28 protein-coding genes are annotated in these 25,012 nt (G+C 72.3%); 18 read left to right on the top strand and 10 right to left on the bottom strand.

Annotated elements, in window-relative coordinates:
* Window positions 1-84: 84 nt before the first annotated feature.
* Window positions 85-1,335 carry a serine hydrolase domain-containing protein gene (locus ABZ934_RS12020; RefSeq protein WP_361311852.1) on the top strand — a complete coding sequence of 417 codons (1,251 nt, stop codon included), beginning with the start codon at window positions 85-87 and terminating at the stop codon, window positions 1,333-1,335.
* A 123-nt stretch (window positions 1,336-1,458) separates the two neighbouring features.
* A complete protein-coding gene (locus tag ABZ934_RS12015; RefSeq protein WP_361311850.1) occupies window positions 1,459-2,244 on the top strand; it encodes a VOC family protein in 786 nt (261 codons plus the stop codon).
* A 45-nt stretch (window positions 2,245-2,289) separates the two neighbouring features.
* Here the strand turns inward: ABZ934_RS12015 and ABZ934_RS12010 are convergent, their stop codons facing one another.
* Window positions 2,290-3,384 carry a YihY/virulence factor BrkB family protein gene (locus ABZ934_RS12010; protein ID WP_361311848.1) on the bottom strand — a complete coding sequence of 365 codons (1,095 nt, stop codon included), beginning with the start codon at window positions 3,382-3,384 and terminating at the stop codon, window positions 2,290-2,292.
* A gap of 110 nt (window positions 3,385-3,494) precedes the next feature.
* On the opposite strand from ABZ934_RS12010, the gene ABZ934_RS12005 reads away from it, so the two are divergent.
* The 3 genes from ABZ934_RS12005 (at window position 3,495) to ABZ934_RS11995 (ending at window position 5,117) form a co-directional block, all read left to right on the top strand.
* Complete coding sequence (locus ABZ934_RS12005) at window positions 3,495-3,647, top strand: hypothetical protein (protein WP_361311847.1); 153 nt, start codon at window positions 3,495-3,497, stop codon at window positions 3,645-3,647.
* A gap of 47 nt (window positions 3,648-3,694) precedes the next feature.
* Window positions 3,695-3,904 (top strand): hypothetical protein, encoded by a 210-nt coding sequence (locus ABZ934_RS12000; RefSeq protein WP_361311845.1) that lies wholly within the window; start codon window positions 3,695-3,697, stop codon window positions 3,902-3,904.
* A 100-nt stretch (window positions 3,905-4,004) separates the two neighbouring features.
* Entirely contained in the window at window positions 4,005-5,117 is a 1,113-nt protein-coding gene (locus ABZ934_RS11995) for a glutamate--cysteine ligase (protein ID WP_361312186.1), read from the top strand.
* A 109-nt stretch (window positions 5,118-5,226) separates the two neighbouring features.
* On the opposite strand, the gene ABZ934_RS11990 is transcribed toward ABZ934_RS11995, so the two are convergent.
* The gene (locus ABZ934_RS11990; protein ID WP_361311844.1) at window positions 5,227-5,454 is read right to left on the bottom strand and encodes a DUF5133 domain-containing protein; all 228 of its coding nucleotides are present in this window, start codon (window positions 5,452-5,454) and stop codon (window positions 5,227-5,229) included.
* A 184-nt stretch (window positions 5,455-5,638) separates the two neighbouring features.
* Here ABZ934_RS11990 and ABZ934_RS11985 point away from each other — a divergent pair, with 184 nt between their 5' ends.
* Window positions 5,639-6,061 carry an ATP-binding protein gene (locus ABZ934_RS11985; protein WP_361311842.1) on the top strand — a complete coding sequence of 141 codons (423 nt, stop codon included), beginning with the start codon at window positions 5,639-5,641 and terminating at the stop codon, window positions 6,059-6,061.
* Between the two features lie 57 nt (window positions 6,062-6,118).
* Here ABZ934_RS11985 and ABZ934_RS11980 read toward each other — a convergent pair whose 3' ends face one another.
* Window positions 6,119-8,587, bottom strand: coding sequence for a SpoIIE family protein phosphatase (locus tag ABZ934_RS11980; RefSeq protein ID WP_361311839.1), 2,469 nt, complete (start codon window positions 8,585-8,587; stop codon window positions 6,119-6,121).
* Window positions 8,588-8,626: 39 nt separating this feature from the next.
* A complete protein-coding gene (locus tag ABZ934_RS11975) occupies window positions 8,627-12,700 on the bottom strand; it encodes a HAMP domain-containing protein (RefSeq protein ID WP_361311836.1) in 4,074 nt (1,357 codons plus the stop codon).
* Between the two features lie 261 nt (window positions 12,701-12,961).
* On the opposite strand from ABZ934_RS11975, the gene ABZ934_RS11970 reads away from it, so the two are divergent.
* From ABZ934_RS11970 to ABZ934_RS11950, 5 genes are all read left to right on the top strand, one after another.
* Window positions 12,962-13,834: a SigB/SigF/SigG family RNA polymerase sigma factor gene (locus ABZ934_RS11970; RefSeq protein WP_361311834.1), complete on the top strand. Its 873-nt coding sequence runs from the start codon at window positions 12,962-12,964 to the stop codon at window positions 13,832-13,834.
* 102 nt (window positions 13,835-13,936) lie between these two features.
* Window positions 13,937-14,839 carry an MEDS domain-containing protein gene (locus ABZ934_RS11965; protein WP_361311831.1) on the top strand — a complete coding sequence of 301 codons (903 nt, stop codon included), beginning with the start codon at window positions 13,937-13,939 and terminating at the stop codon, window positions 14,837-14,839.
* Window positions 14,836-15,792 carry a sensor histidine kinase gene (locus ABZ934_RS11960; RefSeq protein WP_361311828.1) on the top strand — a complete coding sequence of 319 codons (957 nt, stop codon included), beginning with the start codon at window positions 14,836-14,838 and terminating at the stop codon, window positions 15,790-15,792. Before ABZ934_RS11965 ends, ABZ934_RS11960 begins: the two co-directional genes overlap by 4 nt.
* Before the next feature lie 125 nt (window positions 15,793-15,917).
* On the top strand, window positions 15,918-16,289 hold the full coding sequence (locus ABZ934_RS11955) for an STAS domain-containing protein (protein ID WP_361311826.1): 372 nt from the start codon (window positions 15,918-15,920) through the stop codon (window positions 16,287-16,289).
* Between the two features lie 250 nt (window positions 16,290-16,539).
* Entirely contained in the window at window positions 16,540-16,977 is a 438-nt protein-coding gene (locus tag ABZ934_RS11950; protein WP_361312185.1) for an ATP-binding protein, read from the top strand.
* Between the two features lie 174 nt (window positions 16,978-17,151).
* Here ABZ934_RS11950 and ABZ934_RS11945 read toward each other — a convergent pair whose 3' ends face one another.
* Both ABZ934_RS11945 and ABZ934_RS11940 read right to left on the bottom strand, forming a co-directional pair.
* A complete protein-coding gene (locus ABZ934_RS11945; protein WP_361311824.1) occupies window positions 17,152-17,730 on the bottom strand; it encodes a DNA starvation/stationary phase protection protein in 579 nt (192 codons plus the stop codon).
* 111 nt (window positions 17,731-17,841) lie between these two features.
* Window positions 17,842-18,063: a DUF5133 domain-containing protein gene (locus tag ABZ934_RS11940; RefSeq protein WP_361311821.1), complete on the bottom strand. Its 222-nt coding sequence runs from the start codon at window positions 18,061-18,063 to the stop codon at window positions 17,842-17,844.
* 205 nt (window positions 18,064-18,268) lie between these two features.
* Here ABZ934_RS11940 and ABZ934_RS11935 point away from each other — a divergent pair, with 205 nt between their 5' ends.
* Window positions 18,269-18,607 carry a hypothetical protein gene (locus tag ABZ934_RS11935; RefSeq protein WP_361311818.1) on the top strand — a complete coding sequence of 113 codons (339 nt, stop codon included), beginning with the start codon at window positions 18,269-18,271 and terminating at the stop codon, window positions 18,605-18,607.
* A 69-nt stretch (window positions 18,608-18,676) separates the two neighbouring features.
* The gene (locus tag ABZ934_RS11930) at window positions 18,677-19,279 is read left to right on the top strand and encodes a VanZ family protein (RefSeq protein ID WP_361311815.1); all 603 of its coding nucleotides are present in this window, start codon (window positions 18,677-18,679) and stop codon (window positions 19,277-19,279) included.
* Window positions 19,280-19,305: 26 nt separating this feature from the next.
* Here ABZ934_RS11930 and ABZ934_RS11925 read toward each other — a convergent pair whose 3' ends face one another.
* The 4 genes from ABZ934_RS11925 to ABZ934_RS11910 form a co-directional block, all read right to left on the bottom strand.
* Entirely contained in the window at window positions 19,306-19,533 is a 228-nt protein-coding gene (locus ABZ934_RS11925; protein ID WP_361311812.1) for a DUF6296 family protein, read from the bottom strand.
* A 131-nt stretch (window positions 19,534-19,664) separates the two neighbouring features.
* Window positions 19,665-20,165: a C40 family peptidase gene (locus tag ABZ934_RS11920; protein WP_361311809.1), complete on the bottom strand. Its 501-nt coding sequence runs from the start codon at window positions 20,163-20,165 to the stop codon at window positions 19,665-19,667.
* A 168-nt stretch (window positions 20,166-20,333) separates the two neighbouring features.
* Window positions 20,334-20,759, bottom strand: coding sequence for an STAS domain-containing protein (locus ABZ934_RS11915; RefSeq protein WP_361311807.1), 426 nt, complete (start codon window positions 20,757-20,759; stop codon window positions 20,334-20,336).
* Between the two features lie 47 nt (window positions 20,760-20,806).
* The gene (locus tag ABZ934_RS11910; RefSeq protein ID WP_361311804.1) at window positions 20,807-21,484 is read right to left on the bottom strand and encodes an HSP18 transcriptional regulator; all 678 of its coding nucleotides are present in this window, start codon (window positions 21,482-21,484) and stop codon (window positions 20,807-20,809) included.
* Window positions 21,485-21,618: 134 nt separating this feature from the next.
* On the opposite strand from ABZ934_RS11910, the gene ABZ934_RS11905 reads away from it, so the two are divergent.
* The 5 genes from ABZ934_RS11905 (at window position 21,619) to ABZ934_RS11885 (ending at window position 24,868) form a co-directional block, all read left to right on the top strand.
* Window positions 21,619-22,056, top strand: a complete 438-nt coding sequence (locus ABZ934_RS11905) for an Hsp20/alpha crystallin family protein (protein ID WP_361311801.1) — start codon at window positions 21,619-21,621, stop codon at window positions 22,054-22,056.
* 276 nt (window positions 22,057-22,332) lie between these two features.
* Window positions 22,333-22,728: a DUF2267 domain-containing protein gene (locus ABZ934_RS11900; RefSeq protein WP_361311798.1), complete on the top strand. Its 396-nt coding sequence runs from the start codon at window positions 22,333-22,335 to the stop codon at window positions 22,726-22,728.
* 101 nt (window positions 22,729-22,829) lie between these two features.
* Window positions 22,830-23,243 (top strand): DUF2267 domain-containing protein, encoded by a 414-nt coding sequence (locus ABZ934_RS11895; protein WP_361311796.1) that lies wholly within the window; start codon window positions 22,830-22,832, stop codon window positions 23,241-23,243.
* A gap of 70 nt (window positions 23,244-23,313) precedes the next feature.
* The gene (locus tag ABZ934_RS11890; protein ID WP_361311794.1) at window positions 23,314-24,561 is read left to right on the top strand and encodes an SLC13 family permease; all 1,248 of its coding nucleotides are present in this window, start codon (window positions 23,314-23,316) and stop codon (window positions 24,559-24,561) included.
* A gap of 127 nt (window positions 24,562-24,688) precedes the next feature.
* Window positions 24,689-24,868: a hypothetical protein gene (locus ABZ934_RS11885; protein WP_361311791.1), complete on the top strand. Its 180-nt coding sequence runs from the start codon at window positions 24,689-24,691 to the stop codon at window positions 24,866-24,868.
* The last annotated feature ends 144 nt before the right edge of the window (window positions 24,869-25,012 follow it).

Raw genomic sequence — 25,012 nt, 5'->3', positions numbered from 1 at the left:
CACGGCCACGCGCGCCACAACGGGTGCCGAGCCCCCGTAGGCTGCCCCCGCCACTTCGCCCCGCGAACCGAGTTGAGGAGCAACGTGCCCCTGACCATGGACCGTCGCCTGGCCGTCAGCGCGGCCCTGATCGCGCTGGTGACCGGGCTCGCTCCCGCCACCACCGCCCACGCCGTCCCGACCGCGCCGACGCTCCGCGGCGTCGGGGCGGCGCCCGATCTCGACGCCCTGACCCGGGCGTTGGGGAACACGACCGCCGCGGGAGCCCCCGGCGCCATGGCCCGTTTCACCGGCCCCTCGGGCGTACGGACGAGAGCCGTCGGAGTCCAGGACCGGTCCACCGGGGCCGCGATGGACCCCAACTCCCGCTGGCGCATCGGCAGCGTCACCAAGACGTTCTCCACCGTGGTGCTGATGCAACTCGTCGACGAGGGGGCGATCGGCCTGGACGTGCCCGTCGACCACTACCTGCCGGGTCTGCTGCCCGACGCCCGGATCACGGTCCGTCACCTGCTCACCCACCGCAGCGGCCTCGCCGACTACACCAACGCGATGTTCGACCGGACCGTCCCCGGCTTCGAGGCGGTACGGAACAAGGTGTTCGACTACCGCGAACTGGTGAACCTCTCCCTGCGCGAGCCGCGCACCTCGGCGCCCGGCGCGGCCTACTCGTACTCCAACACCAACTTCGTCGTCGTCGGCATGCTCATCGAGAAGGCCACCGGGAACCCGATCGCCGAAGAGTACGAACGGCGTCTCATCAAGCCGCTGAAACTGCGGAACACCTCCTATGTGCACCCCCGAACCGAGATCAAAGGCCCGCACGCGCACGGCTACCTGTACCCTGACGAGGCCGGGGCGCAGCCGGTCGACGCCACCGAGCAGACCGTCTCCTGGGCGCAGTCCGCCGGCGCGCTGATCTCGAACGCGGCCGATCTGAACACCTTCGTCTCCGCCCTGCTGGGCGGCCGGCTGCTGCCGGCGCGCACGCTCGACGCCATGCTCGCGATGACGCCCACCGACGCGACGAACAGCCGCTTCTACGGTCTGGGCCTGCGCCGCTACGACCTGTCCTGCGGTACCTCGGTGTACGGGCACACGGGTACGGTCCAGGGCTTCTACACGTACGCCTTCGCGACCCGCGACGGCTCCCGCACCCTCGCCGCCATGGCCAACACCTCCAACCGGGGCCAAGCCAACACGGCGCTCGGCGGCGCCCTCGAAGCGGCCTTCTGCGGCACCCGACCCGCCGCCACCGAAGGCCAGGCCCCCCGCCGCGGCTTCGCCGCACTCCCCGCCGACGCCGACCTGCCCGAGCGCGGCCAGGTGCGCTGATCGCACCCCGGCCCGGGTGCCATGCGGCGCGTCATCACGGCGCCGGCGCGGCCGGGACTGTACCTCTTGGTGGGGGGCCGCCGCCACGGCGCCCCCACATCGGGCGAGGGACGGAGCGCGGCTGTGCGGGATTCGACGGGTGACGCGCTGGGCGCTCCGTGCTGGGTGAGCCTGGCGACGCGGGACCTGGAGGCCGCCCAGCGCTTCTACGGGGCGGTTCTCGGCTGGTCGTTCCGCCCGGGCGGACTCGGCGAGGGCCTGGCCGTCGCCGAGGTGGAGGGCGCCCCCGTCGCGGGCATCGGAGCTCTGGCCGGGGAACTGGAGGTGCCCGCCGCGTGGACGGCCTACTTCGCCGTCGAGAGCGCCGATGAGACGGTGGCCCGCATCCGCGAGCGCGGCGGGACGGTGGGGGTCGGGCCCGTCTCCTTCGAGACAGGCGGACGCGGCGCCCTGGCCACCGACCGCGACGGCGCCGTCTTCGGGATCTGGGAGGGCATCGTCTTCTCCGGCTGGCGCGTGGGCTCCGGCCACGCCCCGGCCTGGCTGGAACTGCTCACCCTCAACGCCTTCGACGCGGCTCTGTTCTACGGCGAGGTGCTCCAGTGGACCAACGGTCCCTGCGAGATCTCCTACGAGGACGACCAGGTCGTCCTGCGCCACCTCGGCGAGCCCGTCGCCCGGCTCAACAGCGGGCCGGTGGAGATGGCGGCGCTCCAGCCGCAGGTCCGGCCCCGCTGGCGGGTCCACTTCCGGGTCCCCGCGCTGGAACCCGCCCTGGAGGCGGCCGCCGCGCTCGGCGGACGCATCATGTCGGACATCGAGCAGAACGCCTCCGAACGCTGGGCCGCCCTCCGCGACCCGGACGGCGCGCTGTTCACCGTCACGGCGTCCCTGGCCGACACCCGCTGAGCCGCGCCCCCGTCACGCCGATCCCGGCGGGGACGGAGCGGGGCGTCACTCCGCGCGGCGCTTGTCCTCGTCGCTCCACTCACGGGTGTCCCGCGGTTCGACGTACGGCTCCCGGTCCGGCGGGAGGCCGCCCGCGATCGCCCGCGCCCGGCTCATCTCGGCGTCGAACTCCAGGCCGAGGAGGATGGCCAGGTTCGTGATCCACAACCAGATCAGGAAGACGATCACACCGGCCAGCGTGCCGTACGTCTTGTTGTACGAACCGAAGTTCGCGACGTACAGCGCGAAGCCGGCGGACGCGACCATCCAGATCAGCAGGGCGAGGAAGCTGCCGGGGGTGATCCAGCGGAAACCGCGGCCCTTGGCGTTGGGCGCCGCCCAGTACAGCAGCGCGATCATGATCGTGACCAGGAGGACCAGGACGGGCCACTTCGCGATCGACCACACCGTGACGGCGGTCTGCCCGAGTCCCAGGGCGTCCCCCGCACGTCGGGCGAGACTGCCGGTGAACACCACGATCAGCCCGCTCGCGCACGCCATGACCAGCAGCCCCACCGTCAGGGCGAACCGCAGGGGCAGCACCTTCCACACGGGCCGCCCCTCCGGCACGTCGTAGACGGCGTTGGAGGCGCGGATGAACCCGGCGACGTACCCGGACGCCGACCACAGGGCGGCGATCAGGCCGACGACGGCGACGACAGACCCCAGCCCCGCGCCGCCCTGGAGCTGGCGCACCGCGTCCGAGATGATGTCGCGCGCCGAGCCGGGCGTCAGTTTCTGGAGGTTGTCCAGCACCGATTGGGTGGCGGACTTGCCCGCCAGGCCCAGCAGCGAGACCAGCACCAGCAGCGCCGGGAACAGCGACAGGACGGCGTAGTACGTGAGGGCGGCGGCCCGGTCCGCGAGCTCGTCGTTCCCGAATTCCCGGACCGTCCGTTTCAGCACGGCGACCCAGGACTTGCCGGGCAGGTCGGTCGGCTCGTCCGGCGCCCTGCGCTCCACCTCGGGGCCGGGACCGGGGCCGCCGTGACCGAGGCGGTCACCGGGGCCGTTCCGGCGGCCGTCGCCCGGAGCGGGGGCCGCCGGCCGGCCGCGCCCGTCGTGGTCGCCCCTGTCGCTTGCGGCTGGAGTGTCGTTCATGCCAGGCGGATGTCCACTCGCGCACGGGCGAAACCTCACCCGTACGGGGTCGCCGGCCGCGTCACCCCCGCGTTTGCGGGCATACGCGGGTACACGACAACGGCAGGGCGATGACAGAACGCCGAGCCCGGCGGAAGGCGGCGCGGATGTGGACGACGACGGCCGGTGAGCACGTCCCGGCAGGCCCGGTATGGCTGCACCTGGCACTGATGGCCGTGGCCCTGCTCATCCTGGTCTACAACCTCAAGCGGAGCAGTCGCTGACCCGCGAGGGACGGCGCGCACCCGCTCACCACCCACAGGAGACAGACATGGAATCGACTGTTCCCGTCCCGTCCCCCCTCCTCGACGAAGCCAGGACCGCGCTGCGCGACGTCGGCGACCCCGCCACCCGCGCCCTGGTCCTCGCGGTGCTCGCCGCCGCGCGGGAACTCCAGGACCTGGCCGGGACCGCCGAGCGCCTCGACGCCCGCCTGGAGGCCGTGAACCAGTACCTCGGTGCCATCGCCAACAAGCCGTAGTCGCTCCACCCGCACCCGCGGGCCGCGCATGGGAGCCACGAGCCGGGGCAGCCGCCCACCATCGGTACAGCGGCAACGAACGGAAGTGGTGCGGGTGCGTCTGCGCAGCGTCGGGGTGGAGGAAGAACTCCTCCTGGTCGGATCGGAGAGCGGCGAGCCCCTCTCGGTGTCGGGCGCGGTTCTCGCCGAGGCGGAGCGGCACGGTGTGGGGGAGGAGGAAGGAACCTTCGAGAAGGAGCTGATGCGCGAGCAGCTGGAGTTCTCCACCAAACCGGTGACGGAGATGGGCGAGCTGGCCGAGGAGATCGTCCGATGGCGTTCGGAGGCCTCCCGGCACGCGGCGAAGGCCGGCGCCGAGGTGGCAGCCCTCGCCACTTCGCCGCTGGCCGTACTGCCTTCGACGAGCCCCGGGGAACGCTACCGGTGGGTCGCGGAGCGGTTCGGCCTCACGGCGCAGGAACAGCTGACCTCCGGCTGTCACGTGCACGTGGGAGTCGACTCCGACGAGGAGGGGGTGGCCGTGATCGACCGCATCAGGCCCTGGCTGCCCGTCCTCACCGCCATCAGCGGGAACTCGCCCTTTTGGCAGGGCCAGGACAGTGGGTACGGCAGCTACCGCAGCCGGGTGTGGAACCGGTGGCCCTCCGCGGGGCCGACGGAGCTCTTCGGCAGCGCCGACCGGTACCACGAGCAGGTGTCCGCCATGGTCGCCACCGGGGTGCTCCGGGACAAGGGGATGATCTACTTCGACGCCCGGCTGGCGGCGAACTACCCCACCGTGGAGATCCGCGTCGCCGACGTCTGTCTGGAGCCCTCCACCACGGTCCTCCTCGCGAGCCTCGTCCGCGGACTCGTCGAGACGGCGGCGCGCTCCTGGCAGGCCGGCGAACCCCCGGCGCGCATCGGGGTGAGCCTGCTGCGGCTGGCGTCGTGGCGGGCGGCCCGCTCGGGCATCGACGGGCCCCTGGTCCACCCGGCGACGATGCTGGAGGCGCCTGCCCGCGCGGTGGTGGACGCGCTGTTCGAGCACGTCCGCGAAGCCCTGGAGGACCACGGGGACGCCGTGGCGGTCCGACAGGGCGTCGAGGAGCTCTTCGCGCGCGGCAACGGAGCGCGCGTCCAACGGGAACTCCTGCGCAGCACCGGGGACTTGGCGGCGGTCGTACGGGAATGTGCCCGTATCACCACCTCCTCCGCCCCCTCCACCGCGTAGCCCCGGGCCCTGGCCCCTCCATATGCCGGTGCCCCGCCCCTCCGACGAGGGGCGGGGCACCGGCATGCGGGGCGCGCGCTCGACGGCGGAGCGCCCGACGGGGTGCGCGTCACCCGGCCAGGATCGAGTCGTCGAAGGTGCGGGCGCCGGGGAGCCGGTAGCGGGCGGCCGCCAGCGCGGCGTCCACGCTGGAGGTGCCCGTCGCGACGCAGAGGGTGTGCGCGACGTCTTCCATACGACCGCGGGTCTCCGCGGTGTCATCGTGGGCGCACAGGACCGCCAGCGCCCAGTAGCGCTCGACGAGACCGGACAGCACGGCCGGGTGGGCCATCAGCATGGGCGGATCCTTTCGGGAAGCCGGACGATCTTGGCCTTCGGTTGCCCCCGTTGTCCGGCCCTACACCTGGCCCGCGCATCGACTCCGGCGATGGCACCCGGGGATGTCACGGTCTGCGCTGGGTAACCGCGTCGGCAGCGAACGGCACCCCGACGGAGGAAGGGACACGGTGAGGATGATGGCGATGAGGGCAGTGGGGTGGGCCCGTTCCTTTCCGGTGTCGAACGGCGTTCGCGCGGCCCGGCAGTGGACCGCGCAGCACCTCGCGACGCTGGACTGGGCCCCCCACGCCCCCGACACCGTCGACTCGATCCTGCTCAGCGTCTCCGAACTCGTCGCGAACGCCCACGTGCACGCGGCCGAGACCGCGCACCTCGTCCTGACGTGGGACGGCCAGTGCCTGCACGTGAGCGTCGCCGACGCCGATCCACGGCTGCCCCGGCCCCGGGAGGCCGACGCGAGCGCCACCTCCGGCCGGGGCCTGGGGATCGTCGACGCCCTCGCCGACACACTGGACGTCCACGCCTTCCACGGCGGCAAGGCCATCAGCGCCTGCTTCCACCCGGCCGGGGTGACCGCCCCCCACGCCGAGCCCGTCCCCGAATGAACACGGCGACCGGTCCTCCCCCGGATCGGGGCACTGGCCGGTCGCCGGGAGTGACCCTCAGCGCACTTGGATGCCGATGAGGCAGGTGTCGTCGTCGGTGTCCGACCGGCTGTGCGTCAGCAGCCGGTCGAGCCGCCGGTCCAGCGAGTCCGCCTCCCGCCCCGCGAGGGACAGGAGTTGCGACAGGGAGTCCGTCACCGAGACGTCGCGGCGCTCGACGAGCCCGTCGGTATACATCAGCAACGTGTCCTCGGGCTCCAAAACCTCCTCCTCCTCCTCGAAGTCGGCCTCCGGCAGGGCCCCGAGCAGCAGCCCCTGCGCCATCGGGAAGGCCCGGGCCTCGGTGCCCCGCACCAGGACCGGAGGCAGGTGCCCGGCGCGCGCCCAGCGCAGGACCCGCGTCCGCGGATCGTAGACACCGCACACAGCCGTGGCCGTCACGTTGCTGGTCAGGTGGTGGGCGACGGTGTTGAGCCAGGACAGCAGCTGTGCGGGGCCGGCCCCGGTCACCGCGAGACCCCGCAGGGCGTTGCGCAGGATCACCATGCCGGTGGCCGCCTCGATGCCGTGTCCGGCGACGTCCCCGACGGACAGCAGCACCTTGTCGTTGGGCAGGACGACCGAGTCGTACCAGTCGCCGCCGACCATCGCCTCCGACTCGGCGGGCCGGTAACGGACCGCGATGCGGATGCCGGGCACCTCCAAGGGCGCGGGCGCGGGCGGCATGATGGCGTGCTGGAGCTGGAGGGCGAGCCGGCTGCGCTCGGCCGCCTCCGCCTCGGTGTGGGCGAGCTGGTCCCGGGTCGCGGCGAGGGCCACCTCCGTCCAGTGCTGGGAGGAGATGTCCTGGTAGGCGCCGCGCACCGCGTGGAGACTGCCCCGATCGTCGAGGACGGGTTCCGCGACGAGACGGATGTGCCGTGTGATGCCGTCGGGGCGCTGGAGCCGGAAGTCCACCGAGGATTGGCGCAGGTGGTGCAGGAGCGTGCGCAGGAACCGGTTGATGGAGACCACGTCGTCGGGGTGGGCGTGGCTCCGCAGCTCCTCCAGGGGGACGGGGGAGGAGGTCATGGGCCGCCCGTAGAGGGTGAACAACTGCCCGTTCCAGGTGATCTCACCCGTCGTGATGTTCTCCTCGAAGCCGCCGACCCGACCGAGGCGCTGGGCGTGCTGGAGGAGGCTGGCCAGCCGCGCCGTCTCGTCCTCTATCCGCCAGATGAGCAGCAGGGCCGAACCGTGCCGGCTGATGCTGGCGTCCGCGATCGCCGTGAGGGGCACGTCGTCCACGAACGCGGTCAGCGCCATGCGCTGGGTCCGGCAGGGCTCGCCCGTCGCGTAGACCCGTTCGAGTTTGTCGAAGAGCCCGTTGTCCTCTGCGGCCGCCGGGTACGCCTCCAGGAACGACGAGCCGCACACCGAGGAGCGCGGCCGCCCGGCGGGGTCGATGAAGCGGTCGTTGGCGTGGTGGACACGGAAGTCCGCGAGCCGGCCGCCCGGGTCCAGACAGGGCGTCAACACCAGGGCCGGGTCATACAGGTTGTCGGCGAGGTTGACCATCTCGGCCACCCCGGCGCAAGCCTGCTCCTTGACCGCGGGCTCGGCGGACGGGGTCACGTCCTGGTCGCCCAGGGTGTGCGCGCACAGCTCGGCCAACGCCTCCAACTGGCGCAACACCTGCGGGGGTTGCGGTTCGAGCGGATCGGGCCAGCACACCTCCAGCACGCCGTGGATCCGACCGCCGGTGCCGGCGGGCACCACGACGCGGCCACCCGACGGGTGCTGACGCCGGCCGATGGAGGGGATGCCGGAGTCGCTCAGTCGAGGTACGACCGTCAGCTCGCGCTTGTCCAAGGCCAGATGGGCGCAGGTCGCGACCTCCGGGGGAACGTAGCGCCAGCGGCTCGCTTCCTCCTCGGGGAAGCCCGCGTGGCCCACCAACGTCAGCGAGGAATCCGAGCCCGCCACCCAGATCGCGACGCCCTGTGCCCCCAACGGGACCAAGGCGTTCTCCAGCAGGGCCGCGGCCACCGCCTGGGAGTCGGCGGCGGCCAGCAGCCCGCTCTCGGCGGCGCGCAGTCGCACCGCAGGCGTGCTCGCGCCCGGCACGGAAGCCGGCTGGGCGGTGTGTTCCAGGAACTCCCGCGCGACCTCGCTCACGTGATCACGCGCGGCCTGGTTGACCACGTCGACGGCCAGTGCGAGCAGGGTCGCCCCCGACTGCTCGGCCAGTTTGGCCAGTTGCCGTGCCGCCTCCGCCGGTCCGCACCCGAGGCGCCCGACGAGCACGCCCTTGGCCATCTCGACCAGCGCCCGGCCGTCCGCGGCGGCCTGGGCCTCCCGGACCTCCTGGCGCAGCCGCTCGACGGTCGCGGCCAGCCGCCCGGCGTCGGTCACCGCCGGGGACGCGCCGCCGGTCCGGGCCGGCGGAAAGCCGGGACCGGGGCCGTCGCCGCCCCGGCGCGGGGGGAGTTCCGGCGCGGTCGGCACGTCACCGTGCTCGTCTCCTGCGTAGGTGGGGCTGTTCACCGCTGACCGGCTTTCTCGGCGGGGGAGGGGGGTCGGACGTCAGGCACCGGCGCCACCCTCGGCCCCCTGTGCGGACTCCTGCGGGAGCAGCCAGCGCCGGACCCGGGCCATAAGGTCGTTGGCGTCGACCGGCTTGGTCACGTAGTCGTTCGCGCCGGAGGCGAAGCTCTTCTCCCGGTCGCCCGGCATCGCCTTCGCGGTGACCGCGATGATCGGCAGCTCCGCGTAGGCGGGCATCCGCCGGATCTCGGCCGTCGCCGCGTACCCGTCCATCTCCGGCATCATCACGTCCATCAGGATCAGGTCGATGCCCGGGTTCGCGGCCAGTGCCTCGATGCCCTTGCGGCCGTTCTCGGCGTGCAGGACCTCGATCCCGTGGAGTTCCAGGATGCCGCTGATCGCGTACAGGTTGCGGGCGTCGTCGTCGACCACGAGGACCGACCGGCCCGCCAGGCGGTCGTCGACGCGCGCCGCGGGGCCGGAAGCCGGCGAGGGCGCGCCCGTGCGCACCAGCGGGGGTACGGCTCCGGGCCGCTCGGCGGACAGATGCAGCGCTATGCGCTCGCGCAGCTCGTCCAGGCTGGAGAGGACTTCGAGCGGCTGGTGGGCGGCGTGCCGGGCCAGGTCCGACCGCTGGGCCGCGGTCAGCCGGCGCCCGTCGTGCGCGAGCACCGGCAGGGACGCCAGGGCCGAGTCGCCCGCCATGGCGTCCAGGAAGCGCAGCGCCTCCCCGTCGCTGCCCAGGTCGATGACGACGCAGTGGAAGGAAGCCTGCGCGAGGACGGTGGCCGCTTCCACGGCGGTGACGGCGGTCGCCACCTCCACCTGCTCCTCCGTGCCCGACGCGGCCCGCCCCGCGGCGAGATCACGGGCCGCGCTCTCCGCGACCAGGCTGAGCAGGCCGTTGTTGCGCTCCTCGATCACCAGGAGCCGCCGGGGATGGCGCGTGTCCTCGCCGGCGGCGGGCAACGCGGCCACCGCACCGTCGACGGGGCCGCCGATCGCCTCGGCGTCGCCCGTCGGTCCCGCCTCCAGGGCCGACCCTTCCAGGACGCGGTCGTGGAAGTCGTCGTAGGAGACGGGCAGGTACAACGTGAAGACCGAGCCTTCGCCGGGCACGCTGCGCGCCGTGACCACACCGCCGAGGAGCCGTGCGATCTCCCTCGTGATCGACAGGCCGAGCCCCGTACCCCCGTATCTGCGGCTCGTGGTGCCGTCGGCCTGCTGGAACGCCGCGAAGATCGACTCCAGGTGCTGCTCGGCGATGCCGATGCCCGTGTCGACGACCCGGAAGGCCACCACCGATCCGGCCCGGTCCAGGTGGACGGGCAGCTCGTCGGCGACCGCCGGTTCGATCCGCAGCTCCACCCGGCCGTGCTCGGTGAACTTGACCGCGTTGGACAGGAGGTTGCGCAGGATCTGACGCAGCCGCGAGTCGTCGGTCAACAGGTCGACCGGCACCCCCGGAGAGGTCACGATCTCGAATTCGAGGCTCTTCTGCGTGGTGAGCGGCCGGAAGGTGGCTTCCACATAGCCCAGGAGTTGCTTGAGGGACACCCGTTCCGGGTTGATGTCCATCTTGCCCGCCTCGACCTTGGACAGGTCGAGGATGTCGTTGATCAGCTGGAGCAGGTCCGAGCCCGCCGAGTGGATGATCCCGGCGTACTCGACCTGCTTGGCCGTGAGGTTGCGGGTGGGGTTCTGCGCCAGGAGCTGGGCGAGGATGAGCAGGCTGTTGAGCGGTGTGCGCAGCTCGTGGCTCATGTTCGCCAGGAACTCGGACTTGTACTTCGACGCCAACGACAACTGTTGTGCGCGGTCCTCCAGTTCCTGTCGCGCCTGCTCGATCTCCAGGTTCTTCGTCTCGATGTCCCGGTTCTGGGTCGCGAGGAGGGCGGCCTTCTCCTCCAGCTCGGCGTTGGAGCGCTGGAGCTCGTCCTGCTGCACCTGGAGCTGCTCCGAGCGCGCCTGCAACTCGACCGTCAACCGCTGCGACTCGCCGAGGAGTTCATCGGTACGGGCGTTGGCGACGATCGTGCTGACATTGACACCGACGGTCTCCATCAGACGGCCCAGGAAGTCGCGGTGCACCGGCGTGAAGGTCTTGAAGGTGGCCAGCTCGATGACGCCGAGCACCTGCTCCTCCACGACGATGGGCAGCACGATCAGCCCCGCCGGGGCCGAGCGGCCCAGCCCCGAGGAGACCACGTAGCCCGGCGGCACCTCGTCGGCCACGATGATCCGCCGGCTGCGTGCCGCCTGGCCCACGAGGGTCTCGCCGCGCCGCAGGCGCACGGACGCGGGGCTCCCGGCGGGTCGGCCGTAGGAGCCGATGAGGGACAGCCACGTCTCGCCGTCGGCCTCCTCCGCGAGGTAGAAGGCGCCGTAGCTGGCGTCCACCAGCGGAGTCAGCTCGTCCATCACGAGTTCCGCGACGGCGGAGAGGTCGCGGTGGCCCTGCATCAGGCCCGAGATGCGCGCGAGGTTCGACTTGAGCCAGTCCTGCTCCTGGTTGGCGCGGGTGGTCTCCCGCAGGGAGCCGACCATCGAGTTGATGTTGTCCTTGAGTTCGGCGACCTCGCCGGAGGCGTCCACGGTGATGGAACGGGTCAGGTCGCCCTCGGCCACGGCGCTCGCGACCTCGGCGATGGCCCGCACCTGGCGCGTCAGGTTCCCGGCCAGCTCGTTCACGTTCTCCGTGAGCCGCTTCCAGGTGCCCTCGACGCCCTCGACCTCCGCCTGACCGCCGAGCCGGCCCTCGCTGCCCACCTCGCGCGCCACGCGCGTCACCTCGGCCGCGAAGGAGGAGAGCTGGTCCACCATCGTGTTGATCGTCGTCTTCAGCTCCAGGATCTCGCCCCGCGCGTCCACGTCGATCTTCTTCGACAGGTCGCCGTTGGCGACGGCGGTGGTCACGAGGGCGATGTTGCGGACCTGGCCGGTGAGGTTGTTGGCCATCGAGTTGACGTTGTCGGTGAGGTCCTTCCACGTGCCCGCCACGTTGGGGACGCGCGCCTGGCCGCCGAGCCGGCCCTCGGTACCCACCTCGCGGGCGACACGGGTCACCTCGTCGGCGAACGCGGACAGCGTGTCCACCATCGTGTTGATGACCCCGGCGAGCGCGGCGACCTCGCCCTTCGCCTCGACCGTGATCTTCTGCGAGAGGTCGCCCTTGGCGACGGCCGTCGCGACCTGGGCGATGGAGCGCACCTGCCCGGTCAGGTTCGACGCCATGACGTTGACGTTGTCGGTGAGGTCCTTCCAGGTGCCCGACACCCCGCGCACCGTGGCCTGACCACCCAGATTGCCCTCGGTGCCGACCTCGCGGGCGACGCGGGTCACCTCGTCGGCGAAGGCGGAGAGCTGGTCGACCATCGTGTTGATGGTGTCCTTCAGCTCCAGGATCTCGCCCCGGGCGTCGACCCGGATCTTCTGCGAGAGGTCGCCCTTGGCGACGGCCGTCGCGACCTGGGCGATGGAGCGCACCTGGGCGGTGAGGTTTCCGGCCATGAAATTGACCGAATCGGTGAGGTCCCGCCAGGTACCGGAGACGCCCTTGACATCGGCCTGGCCGCCCAGGATGCCGTCCGTGCCCACTTCGCGGGCCATTCGGGTGACCTCGTCGGCGAAGGCGGAGAGCTGGTCGACCATCGTGTTGACGGTGTCCTTCAGCTCCAGGATCTCCCCGCGGGCGTCCACGGCGATCTTCTGCGACAGGTCGCCCCGCGCGACCGCGGTCGCGACCTGCGCGATGTCGCGGACCTGCGTGGTGAGGTTGCCCGCCATCGCGTTGACGGAGTCCGTCAGGTCCGCCCAGCTCCCGGACACGCCCGGGACCTCGGCCTGACCGCCGAGGGTGCCCTCGGTGCCGACCTCGCGGGCCACGCGGGTGACCTCCGAGGTGAACAGCGACAGCTGGTCGATCATGCCGTTGAAGACGGTCGCGATCTCGCCCAGGAGACCGTCGGCCCCGTCGGGCAGCCGGGTGCCGAAGTCGCCGTCACGCACCGCCGTCAACCCGGCGAGCAACTGGCGCAGCTCCGGCTCGCCCACCGCGCCCGGGGCCACCGGGGCGTCCGGGTCCGGGTCCTGCGTGACCGTAGCGTTCGTCATGTTCTTCCCCACCATCTCCCGACACCTCGCACGGACGGGACGAGGTCTTCCCGTCTCGCGCCGGGACGTAGTCCACCACATCCGGGGCCGCCGCAGGTCCTCGGCGGGAGCGTGAGCACCGTCTCCCGAAGAAAATCCCCATGGGCCCGTGTGAGGTCCGATTCTCGGGGCAAGCGCGTCTCGTCAGCCGTCCGTCGTCGGGAGGAAAGGTCCCCCATGCCTCGCTCCGCCGCAGTTGTAGAACCTGTCCGCAAGACAGACATGAAGGCCGCACCGGCCACAGGCCGTACGACCGAAGAGGCGGAAGGCCGACTGCCGCAGATCGTCGACGCCCGGGAGGTGGCCCCGGCCGACGCCCGGCAGCTTTCGCGGATCTTCCTGCTGCGCCTGCGGTCCCTGGAAGAAGGCACCCGGGAATACCAGTACGCGCGCAACACCCTCATCGAGATGAACATCTCACTGGTGCACTTCGCCGCCCGCCGCTTCCGCGCCCGCTCCGCCGGCGGCGGTGTCGACATGGACGACATCCTCCAGGTCGGCACGATCGGCCTGATCAAGGCGATCGACCGCTTCGACCCCGAGCGGGAGGTGGAGTTCGCCACCCTCGCGCTCCCCTTCATCACCGGTGAGATCAAGCGGTACTTCCGCGACACCACCTGGGCCGTCCACGTCCCGCGCCGCCTCCAGGAGCTGCGGACGGAACTCGCCAAGAGCCGGGAGGCCCTCACCGACCTCCTGGGCCGGGCCCCGACCGTCAAGGAACTCGCCCAGGACCTCGAACTCGGTGAGGACGAGGTCGTGGAGGGGCTGGTCGCCGCCAACGGCTACACCAGCGACTCCCTCGACGCCTCCTCCGGCTCGGAAGAGGACTCCGCGTCGGGCCGCAGGACCCGGTCGCTGGCCGACACCCTCGGCGAAGCCGACTACGGGATGGAACTCTTCGAGGAGTTCCACACCCTCGCGCCCCTGCTGGCCGAACTCGACGAACGCGACCGCCGCATCCTGCAGATGCGCTTCGGCCAGGAGAAGACCCAGGCGGAGATCGGCGCCGAGCTGGGCATTTCCCAGATGCAGGTCTCCCGCCTCCTCTCCCGCACCCTGGCGCGCCTGCGCACAGGGATGCTCGCCTTGTAACCCATACTCCCGTCGAGCCGGCGGGCGGGCCGGTGCCGGCCACGGGCCGGCTGTAGCCTTGTCAGTCGACCGGCCAACCGCCCGCCCCTCGGAGGGAAGAACGTGACCTCGCTCCCGCAGCACCGTCTGCCTCCGGCCGCCCGTGGCGAGCATTCCTTCTTCTCCTACGACAACGACCTGGCGTGGGCGGACACCGTGGTCCGCTTCGTGAGCAACGGCCTCGAACGCGGGCAACGCGTCTGGTATAGCGCCGACAGCACCGAGCCGAGTGCCGTGATCGACGTCCTGCGCCGCGGCGCCGTCGACGTCGACACGGCGCGCCGGGACGCCCGCCTGAGTGTCACCGGAACGGACCTGTCGTACCTGCGTCGCGTCCCCTTCGACCCCGACTGGGTCATCTCCATGTTCCGCGCGGCCTGCGCCGAGGCCCTCGCGGACGGCTGCACGGGGCTGCGCGTCCTCGGCGAGATGTCCTGGTCCGCGCGTCAGGTGGCGGGCATCGACCGCATCCTGGAAGCGGAACTGCGCCTGGACCGCGAGGTGTACGCGGACCTCCCCCTGACGGGGCTGTGCCTGTTCGACCGCCGGCTGATCCCGGCGCCGACCGCCGACCTGCTGACCCGGGCGCACACCACCTGTGCCGAACTGCCCCGCCCCCCGGCCGGCGACCCCCGCCCCCTGCCCACAGCGCCGCCCGCGGCCCTGGCCGCCGTCCCCATGCGGGACCGCGCCGGAATCCGGCTGAGCGGCAGCGGCGACATCGACACCCGTCACATCCTGCACTCGGCGCTCGCCGCCCTCGCGCGGATGCCCGGCCCCATCGTCCACCTCGACCTGTCGGCGGTGACCTACCTCGACCCGGGCGCGGTCGCCGTGCTCGTGGACGTCTCGAACTCACTGACCGGGAAGGGCCGGAGCCTCCTTCTCCACAAGCCCCCGTACTCGCTGCGCAAGGTAGCCGAGTTGTTTCCGGAGGAATGTGCCGCGCTGGAGGTCGCAGCATGATGGTCACCCCTGTTCCGGCCCCCGCGGAGCCCGCGGACTTCATCCACCCCGCCCTCTTCTACCGGGACCTGGAGGAGTACACGGTCGGCATCGGCGATTTCGTGCGCGCGGCCCTCGAAGCGCAGGAGCCGGTCCTCCTGGCCGTGCCGGGCCCGCACCTCGACGCCCTGCGCCAGAGCCTGGGCAGCGACGCGGACGGCATCGACTGCGTGGACATGCGGGAGCTGGGCCGCAACCCCGGCCGCATCCTGTCCGCCCTCCAGGGGTTCGCGGACCGCGAACCCGGCCGGCCCGCCCGTATCGTCGGCGAGCCGATCTGGGCGGGCCGCTCCCAAGGAGAGATCCTCGAAGCCACCCGTCACGAGGCCCTCATCAACACCGCCTTCGCCGGTCGGCCCGCCACGATCCTCTGTCCGTACGACCTCTCCGCTCTGCCGGCGAACGTGGTGGCCGACGCCCGGCGCACCCACCCCACGGTGATCGAGGACGGCCTGGACGGCGTCAGCCCCCTCTACACCGACGCCGCCGTCGTCTGCTCCGACTGTGATCTTCCCCTCCCCCAACCCGCCCGCGACCTCCTCCTTGTGGAATACGCCGGCGGCGAACTCGCCCAAGTCCGCGAACACACCGAGAACTGGGTCCGCGGGGCGGCCCTCGACGCGGCCAGGCGGGGCGACTTCGTCCTCGCCGTCAGCGAAGCGGCCGCCAACTCGGTCGCCCACGGCGGCGGCAAGGGCACGCTGCGGCTGTGGCGCACGGCCGAAGGCGGCGTCGTGGCGGAGGTCCAGGACAGCGGCCGCCTCTCCAACGCCCTCGCGGGCCGTCGGCGCCCCTCCCTGGCGTCGGGCAACGGCGGCCGCGGCCTGTGGATGATCCACCAGCTCTGTGACCTCGTCGAGATCCGGGCCCTCGAAACGGGCCTCACCCTGCGCCTCCACGTCAGCGGCACGTGACCGCGCCGGCGGAGCCGGCCCCCGGGCCTCCCGCCGGCGCCACCGGCGCCTGTAAAGTTGCGCCAGAACGGCACACGGTCGACGGAGAGGCTGACGTGGGAACTGGCAACCCAGGAGACGGCGAAGTGACTCCGCAGGGGGGCACGGCGACAGACGGACCGCAGGGCGCGGAACTCCGCGAGAGCGGGACGGGAGCCGTGGTGTGCGCCATCACCGGAGACCTGGACCTGGACGGCCTCGGCGCCGTCCGCCCGCTGCTGGAGCAGGCGATCAGGTCGGGCGCGAACCGGCTGGTGATCGATCTGACCGGATTGGGCTTCTGCGACTCCTCGGGCCTCAACCTGCTCCTCGCCGCGCGTCTGGACGCGGAGAAGGCCGGGCTCGGGGTGCGGCTGGCCGCGCCCACACAGCAGCTCCTGCGGCTCCTTGAGATCACGGGCGCGGACACCGTCTTCACCGTCGACACCACCGTCGACGCCGCGCTCGGCGCCCCCTGAGTCCGCGCGTGCCCACTACATGTCCTGCCCGCATACACCGGGGGCACTGCGCCGATCGGGGTATCCACGTGTCCGGGTGGTCAGACCGGGCATACGCACCACCTGAGGCACCGAGGGCGACCACGCCCGGCAGCCCGGAGACACCGGTAACTCGCTACATACGACGAACAGCGTCAACGACGGGGGTGAGACCACAGTGAAGACCATCGGATCGGACACCAGCGATCCACTGCCCACCGGACCGCCGGTCATGGGCCAGCGCCGTCGGCTCACCCTCGGCGGTACCCGCGGCCAGGTCGCCAAGGGCCGGGAGTTCACGCACCGGGCCCTGCGCGACTGGGGCTGGGACGGGAGCGAGACCGCCGACGACGCGCTCCTCATCGTCTCGGAGCTGGTGACCAACGCCAACGTCCACGCGGGCGGCTGCGAACAGCTGCTGCTCGTGGCGGGCGAATCCCTGCGGATCGAGGTGTTCGACGGGGACCCCGAGCCTCCCCGTCCCGCCCTCAAGCACCAGCGCGGAGCCCCGGGAAGCCAGGGCCTCTACATCGTGCGGCGCCTCTCCGACCGCTGGGGCTCCGTCCGCCACGAGCACGGCAAGTCCGTCTGGGCGGAGATCGACGCGGACCGGCTGGTCACCGGACGGCCCGCACCCAAGCCGGCGCCGCCGGAACCTTCCCTCAACTGAGGACCCGGTACCCGGCGGTGACCTACGTCGGCCGGGGATGACCCGGGTCCGGGCCCGAACGGCCCGGTCGCGGCGCGACCGGGCCGCCGCGCACACACCGCCGCCGGGGCCGCCCGCTCCCTCCTGGGGAACGGGCGGCCCCGGCGTATGCCCCCCGGGTGCGGGGGAGCGGTGTCAGGCCATGCGTCGCGCGTTCCGGACGGCCTGGTCGGCGGCCTCGTCCAGGGTGTGGGCGCCGGCGGTGCTCAGGCGCCCGCCGCTGCTCTCCAGGTGGGCGCGGACGAACCACTGGAAGAGCTCCAGCCGGGCGAGCTGACCGATGAGCATGTCCTGGGTGACCGGGTCGAGCTCATCGGTGATCTTCATCGCGGCCCGGTGGTCCTCGATGACCCCCGTGTAGACCAGGTCCAGCGCCCCCAGGTGGGCGACCGCGTCGGCCCGACCCACGTCGTAGTCGTCCCAGGTCCGCTCGGCGACCAGGGCGCCCGGGGTGCCGGCGGGGACGCCGCCGAGGGTCGAGATCCGTTCCGCGGTGGTGTCGATCATCTCCCGCACCGCGTCCACCTGGGGGTCCAGCATCTCGTGGACGGCGATGAAATGGGGTCCGACCACATTCCAGTGGACGTGCTTGAGCGTCAGCGCCAGGTCGTTGAGCGAGTGCAGCCGCATGCGCAGTACGTCCACGACGCGAACGGCTTCCTCCTTCGACATCCCCGGCACGGTGTAGTGCGGTGCGGTGGTGTGCTCAGCCATGAGGAAATCCGAATCTGGGCCGATGTGCGTTATCCACCGTCTGCCTCATTCGCCCCTTTTTATGCATGGTCCATACATGCATAGGGGCCGAGGCGGCCGGTGTTCCGGCGCCTAGGCGGCGGGTCGCATCTCCTGGCGGGTCGTCGGAAGTTCACGGTCGGCCATGATCGCGGCCGCGGCCAGGGCGTCCTCGATCGTGGTCGTCGCTGTCGTGACGCAGAGGGTGTAGGAGACCTGCTCCAGCTCCTGCCGCGCGGTCGCGGAGTCCTGGCCGGCCAGGGAGGCGTACCGGGCGAGGAGGGAACGGACGACGATCGGGGACGGCATCAACATGGAAGGTCCTTTCGGGCCGGTTCACGGGACTGATCACCGAAGTGCCCTCGAAAGCCGAAAAGATGCGTGCCTTCCGTGCGCGCGTACGGTGTTCCCCCACCGACCCGGCCGGGGCATGCCCGTCCCCTGACCGGGCAGGCGGGCAAACAGACGCCCCGCGCCGCTCGCGGGGTCGGTGGTGACGAACCCGGGAGGTGGGGTACGTATGGCGACTCGATCCACTGGCCGCGACGGCGAGGAGATGGTCGGGACCCGCCGCCGGGCCGACATCGAACGGGTGTACGGAAGCCTGGAGCGGACCACCCCCTTCTCCCGAGGCGCCGCGACCGGTTACCAGTGGGCTCTCGGCCGGGAGGACGAAGGGCCCGTCACCGGGGTCCACGCCGAGGGGCCGCCGGGCATCGACCTGCTGATCGCGGAGGTGGACGCCGCCGTCGTGCGGCTGGAGGAGCAACCGCGGCGCTCCGTGCCGCACGCCCACATCCAGGGGGTGCACGACGCCCTGGCCTGGGTGTGCGGACAGACCGAGGAGCACCCGTCCTGAGATACCCGGCTCCCAACGCGGCTCGGACCAGGGCGCGTTGGAAGTCGCCGCCGGGGTACAAGGGCCCGCATGACAACGAGGCCCAAGTGGTGGCGTACGAGAAGAACCGACGAGCCGACCGCCCCCGACACACCCCGCGCCCCCACCCGGGCCGCGATGCACGGTCGGCCTCCGGCCTCACCGGTCGTCCGGGCGGTGGCCATGGTCGGTGCCTTCGCGGCGACCGTGGGGTTCAGCGTGGTGCTGGCCCGCCTCACCCTGGAACCCTCCGCGGCGTCGGTGGCGCTCGTCCACAGCAACGTGCACCCCGGCCGCTCCATCGACGCCTACCTGCACGGGCCGTCCGTGCGCGAGGCCGCGCGCCAGCTCGGCGGCAACGTCCTGCTCGGCGTGCCGCTCGGGGTGCTGCTGCCGGTGCTCGTCCCGCCGGCCCGCGGCCTGCTGAGGGTCGCCGTCGTGACGGCGGTCCTGATGACGCTGGTGGAGCTGATCCAGGGCGCCCTGGTGAGCGGGCGGGCCTTCGACGTCGACGACGTCATCCTGAACACCACGGGCGCGCTGCTGGGGTACCTGCTGGTCGGACGGCGCCTCGGGCGCGCCGTCCACCCCCGCCGCAGGCACTGGTGGCACCGCTGGTCCCGCCCGGCCGAAGCCGGCACGGCGGGGGAGTGAGCCGGTCCGAACGGGCCGCGACGCCCTCATCGGAGCGGGCGCGCCTCCAGCGCCGGGACGGGGTCCTGGTGGCCGCCCGACGGCAGCATGCGTACCTCGCCACGGTCGCTGATCTCCGCCCGTACGATGCCGGTCCGGTCCTCGTACACGGGATGGCCGCCCGGCCCCGACTGCTGGGTCCGGGAGACGACCACCGTGTCGGGCTCCGCACCGGGCTCGCCGGGAAGCACCAGTTCGTAGCGCTCGGCGCTCACCTGGGGCCTCCTTCCGTCGGGCCCGTCGAGGGCTCTCCTCCTTCCATCATGGGCGAAGGGGGCGGCCGCCGCGCGAGGGCGGCGCGGCCCGTGCGGTAGCCGGTGCGGTGGCCCGGTGCGGGGTGGCCCGGTCAGCCCGCGCGGCCGTAGCGCACGTCGGAGGTCCAGATCCGTTCGAGGCGGACCCGGCCGCCCGGCCGCGGGGCGTGCCAGATCTTGCCGCCCCCGGCGTAGATGCCGACGTGTTGCATGGTGGCGCCCCGGGGGAAGAAGACGAGGTCACCGGGGGCGCGCCGGCCGGGTGGGATGTGCCGCGTCTGTTCCCATTGCTGTTCCGCGGTGCGCGGCAGCCGGCTTCCCGCCTTGCGGAACGCGTAGAAGGTCAGTCCCGAGCAGTCGAAACGTTTGGGCCCCGCCGCGCCGTAGGCGTACGGGGCCCCCCGTTTGGAGGCGGCCACCGCGACGGCTTTTACGCCGTGCGATACGACGGCGTGGGCCGGTGTGGCGCTGCCGGTCACCGTCGAGGCGGCGAGGAACAGGCCGAGGAAGGACAGGGCGAGGACTCGGGGCGAGGGGGTCGTGGGCCCGGATTCTTCGGGGGAATGCGCGTGTTCGGTTCGGTAGGGGGCCATCGTGATACCTCCGCATTGGGTTGCAGGAACAGCCCCGCATCCGGGGCCGGTCTTGATTGATATGCGCTTGGCTCTCGACGGCCGACCAGTCTTCCTCCCGGTCGGGGGATTTCTGGTGATTTGCAGGTTCAAGCGGTGTATCGGTTGCGTAAAGAGAGCCGCCCTCCCCTACGGGGCGGAGGGCGGGGAGGCGGGCATCGGACCGGCCGGGGGCTCGGGCCCGGGGGTCGCCCCGGAGGTCGGCTCCTCGGCGGTGATGGTGGTCGTCCCGGTCATTTCGAGCAGGCGCCGCACCTGGGGCGACCGTACTCTCGCGACGCGCAGCGTCCGGCCGCCGGCGCGGGCGTCCCGCTCCGCGCGGAGCAGGACGTTCAGACCGGAGCAGTCGCAGAAGGAGACATCGCTGAAGTCGGCCTCGATGCGCGTCGCGCCGTCGGCGAGCGCCTCGGTGAGGGCCTCGGCCAGCAGCGGTGCGGTCGCGATGTCGATCTCCCCTGTCACCGCCACGGTGATGCGACCGTCGGAGCGGCTCGTCGTGACGGCGGCCGCGACCTCGTCCGGCGTGGGGCCGGGCATGTATCGACGCGTGGCCATCGCTTGCTCCTTCCTCCTCGCCGCGCGGCGACCGGGGTCCGCCTCTCTCAGATCTCCCGGCGCTGTGTGTCGCTGTCCCGGCGCAGCCGGTGCGTGTGGCGGGTCATCTCGTCGATGCGCTCGGCGAGCTCGGAGTGCTCGGGGCGCAGGTGGCGCCGGGTGTCGGTGAGCGGGCGGACGAGGTGGGCCGCGTCGTCGCGGGCGAGCGCCCGGTTGAGCTCCCCCAACTGCCGGTCGGCGCTGGCGGGTAGGTCCGTCAGGGCGGTGACCTGCCCGGCGAGCCGGCGCAGGCCCGCGGCGTTGTCCCGGGCCCACGCGGTGACGGTGCGGTCGGCCGCCCGCCGGTCGCGCACGGCCTGCACCCGCTGCTCACCGGTCACCCCGGACTCGCCGGAGCGCTGGCGCAGGTAGCGCCGCTCGGCGGCCTGGCGGCTGGCCACGCCGAGGGGCCCGGCCAGGTCCGCCCAACTGGCGCCGGCCTCGCGGGCGGTCTCGATCAGCCCGGCCTCCCAGCCGGCGAGCTGCTCCCGCACACGGCGCAGCAGCACGAGGCTGGCCAGGGCCGGGTGCGGGCCGTCCGCGACGTGGTCCGCCCGATGGTCCGCGGCGTCGGTGTTCTGGGCCTCCCGGACGGCTCGGTCGATCGTTTCGAGGGCCGCCGCCGCGGCGAGGAACGAGGCCGGCCCCGTACCCGCTCGGGGGGTGGGCTGCACGGATGGGGTCATGGGCTTCTCCGTAAGTCGCTCTCGTCATCCTCCCGATGACGTTTCACTTGTCATCGCCTGGACGACATGTTACAACGGAAGCACGTTGAAGCGCATTGGCAGTTCCTGCCTGAACCGACTGGAGGTGTTTCGCGATGTTGATGCGCACCGACCCGTTCCGCGAGCTCGACCGGCTCACCCAGCAGCTGATGGGGACCACCGGCACCTGGTCGAAGCCGTCCGTGATGCCGATGGACGCCTACCGCGAGGGCGACGACTACGTGATCGCCTTCGATCTCCCGGGTGTCTCCGCGGACGCGATCGACATCGACGTCGAGCGGAACATGCTGACCGTCCGGGCCGAGCGCCGGCCGGCGGCCAAGGGCGAGGACGTGCAGATGGAACTCTCCGAGCGTCCGCTCGGCGTGTTCTCCCGGCAGATCGTGCTCGCCGACACCCTGGACACCGAGAACATCAAGGCCGACTACGACGCGGGTGTCCTGACCCTGCGCATCCCGATCGCCGAGCGCGCGAAGCCGCGCAAGGTCACCATCAGCGCCACCGGCAACGGGCGCAAGGAGATCTCCGGCTGATCGGCCCCTCGGCCGCTTGCCCTGTCCGGGTCCCGGCGGACGCGGGCCCGTGGCCCCCGGCCTCCAGGCCGGGCCCGTGGCCCCACACCGCGTGCGTGCGGAGATCCGCCCGGACAGGGCAGAGACGCGGAGGACGGGTCGCTCACTCCCCCCGGCAGTCCCGTCCTCCGTCCCACGTGCGGGGGCCCGCGGGCCCCCGCCCCGGAGACCGTCCCCGCGAGCACCGTCCCGCGGGCCCCCGTCCCAGCGAGCACACGCACCGAGGAGGACAGGCCCATGGCATTGCGTTGGGAGGCGTTCCTCGACCAGGTCCGGGAACGCGGCGAATACGACACCCCTCAAGAAGCCGATCGGGCCGCCCGGGTCGTCCTGGCCCTGCTCGGCGCCCACATCGTCGGCACCGAACGCGCCGAGCTGGCGGCCCGTCTGCCCGAGACGTACGCCCTGATCCTCCTCAACCCGCTGCAGGCGGTGGAGCCGCTCTCGCCGGAGCGCTTCGTACGCGCCACGGCGGCCTGGATCGAGGGTGCCTCGCAGGCGACGGCGGCCTGGGACGTCGGCGCCGTGCTCAGCGTCGTCGCCGACGCGGCCGGCGAGGACCTCACCCGCCGGATCCTTCTCCAACTGCCTCCTGGCTACGACCTCCTCTTCGGGAGCCCGCAACCGACCTGAACCCCTCTCCCATCCCCTTCCGCCACCCCCGGATCCCTCGACGAGAAAGGCGCACAGCATCCATGTTCCACAGGCCTGAACGGCTTCGGCAGGCGCCGGACATGACCTACGACCAGATGGTGGAGAAGGTGCGGTACGAAGGCGCGTACCCCACCCGGGAGCGAGCCGAGACCGCCGTCCGCGACGTCATGTCCGCCCTCGGCCGCCAGATCACGGGCGACGAGCGCGTGGACCTGGCCGCCCGCCTGCCCGTGGAAGCCGCCCTCGCCTTCACCGCACAAGTCCCCGACCCCCGGCCCCTCACCGGCTGGGCCTTCGTCAAGGACCTCGCGGCGCGGACCGGCGGCACGCCCGCCACCGCCCGCTGGGAAGCGGGCGCGGTCCTCACCGTCGTCGCGGCCCTGGCCGGGCCCGACCTCCTCGCCCGCGTCCTCTCCGGGCTGCCCGAAGGCTGGGCGCTCCTCTTCGGCCGGGCGCAGCTCCTCACCCCGCAGCCCGCCCGCAGCGCCGCCTGACCCCGGCGGGCGCGCCGGAACCGGGGGCGGCGTCCGCCGCCCCCGTCGGCGCTACGCGATGATCAGGGGCATGCCCGTCGAGCTCATCTCCCTGACCGCCCTGGTCGTCGTCCTGGTCTGCGCCGTCGTCCGCCCCTTCGGCCGGTCGGAGGCGGTGTTCGCGGTACCGGCCGCAGGGGTGGTCATCGCCGTCGGCGGGATCACGCTGAGCCACGTGCGCGAGGAAGCGGAGCGACTCGGGCCGGTGATCGGCTTCCTCGCCGCGGTCCTCGTCCTCGCCAAACTCTGTGACGACGACGGGCTCTTCCACGCCTGCGGCACCTGGATGGGACGCTGGGCGGCCGGGCGCCCCCGCCGGCTGCTCGGCGCGGTCTTCGTCCTCGCGTCGCTGATCACCGCGGCGCTGAGTCTCGACGCCACCGTGGTCCTGCTGACCCCGGTGGTGTTCGCGACGGCAGCCCGCATGGGCGCACGGCCCACGCCCCACGTCTACGCCGCCGCCCACCTGTCCAATTCGGCCTCGCTGCTCCTGCCGGTGTCGAACCTGACGAACCTGCTGGCCTACACCGCCAGCGGCCTCACCTTCACGCGCTTCGCGCTGCTGATGACGCTGCCCTGGCTGGCCGCGATCGGCGTCGAGTACCTGGCCTTCCGCCGTTTCTTCGCCGCGGACCTGAACGCGCCCGCGGAGCGGCCCGAGGTGACGGAACAGCCCGAACTGCCGCTGTTCGCGCTCGTGACCGTCGCCGCCACCCTCGCCGGGTTCGCGGTCGCGTCCGCCGTCGGCATCGACCCGGCCTGGGCCGCGGCCGCCGGGGCGCTGGTGATGGCCGTACGGGCGCTCGCGCGCCGCCGCACCACGGCCGGCGCCGTGCTGCGCTCCGCGGCCCCGTCCTTCCTCGCCTTCGTACTCGCGCTCGGCATCGTGGTCCGGGCCGTCGTGGACCACGGGCTCGGCGACGCCCTCGGCCACGTCCTGCCCGGTGGCACGGGGCTGCCCGCGCTGCTCGGCACCGCCGCGCTCGCCGCGCTGCTGGCCAACCTGATCAACAACCTGCCGGCCGTGCTGGCCCTGGTCCCGCTGGCCGCCCCCGCCGGCCCCGGCGCGGTGCTCGCCGTGCTCCTCGGCGTGAACATCGGACCCAACCTCACCTACGCCGGATCGTTGGCCACCCTGTTGTGGCGGCGCATCGCCCACGGGCACGACCACCAGGTCAGCCTGGGGCAGTTCACCCGACTCGGCCTCCTCACCGTCCCCGCCGCCCTCGCCGCCTCCACGGTCGCCCTGTGGGCCTCGCTGGGACTCTTCGGGGCCTGACACGGAGGGCCGCCGCGCGTCGCGGCGCAACTCCCCCTCTCACCCGGCGTGTTTACCGACGTGATTTTCGGTTACAGGATGTAGTGAAAGACAGTCAGACCGTCAGTACCCGACGGAAGGCAGGAACATGAACCTCGTTGCCGGGCTCATCCTCGTCGCGGTCTTCGCCCTCATCGCCCTCCTGGTCGTGGCCCCTTCGGCCCCCACGCGGCGCAACCCCGTTCCCGAGCGCCGGCGTTCCGGCGCGCACCGGCTGAAGACCGTTCCCCAGCAGCGCGGTGCGGGCCGCTTCCACACTCCGCAGTGACCCGCACCGGGGCACATTACTCCCCCGACCCCCTCGTGGGGGAGGGGGAGTTTTTTTGGCCCCGTGTTTGCAACCGGACGACGCCGACCCGTCTCGTCCCGATCTCTTGACGCGGCCGAACGGCCCTCACATACTGGCGGCCAA

This window comes from Streptomyces sp. NPDC046557 (genome assembly GCF_040645975.1).
GTDB lineage: Bacteria > Actinomycetota > Actinomycetes > Streptomycetales > Streptomycetaceae > Streptomyces.
This window is presented reverse-complemented; position numbering and strand designations above follow the sequence as displayed.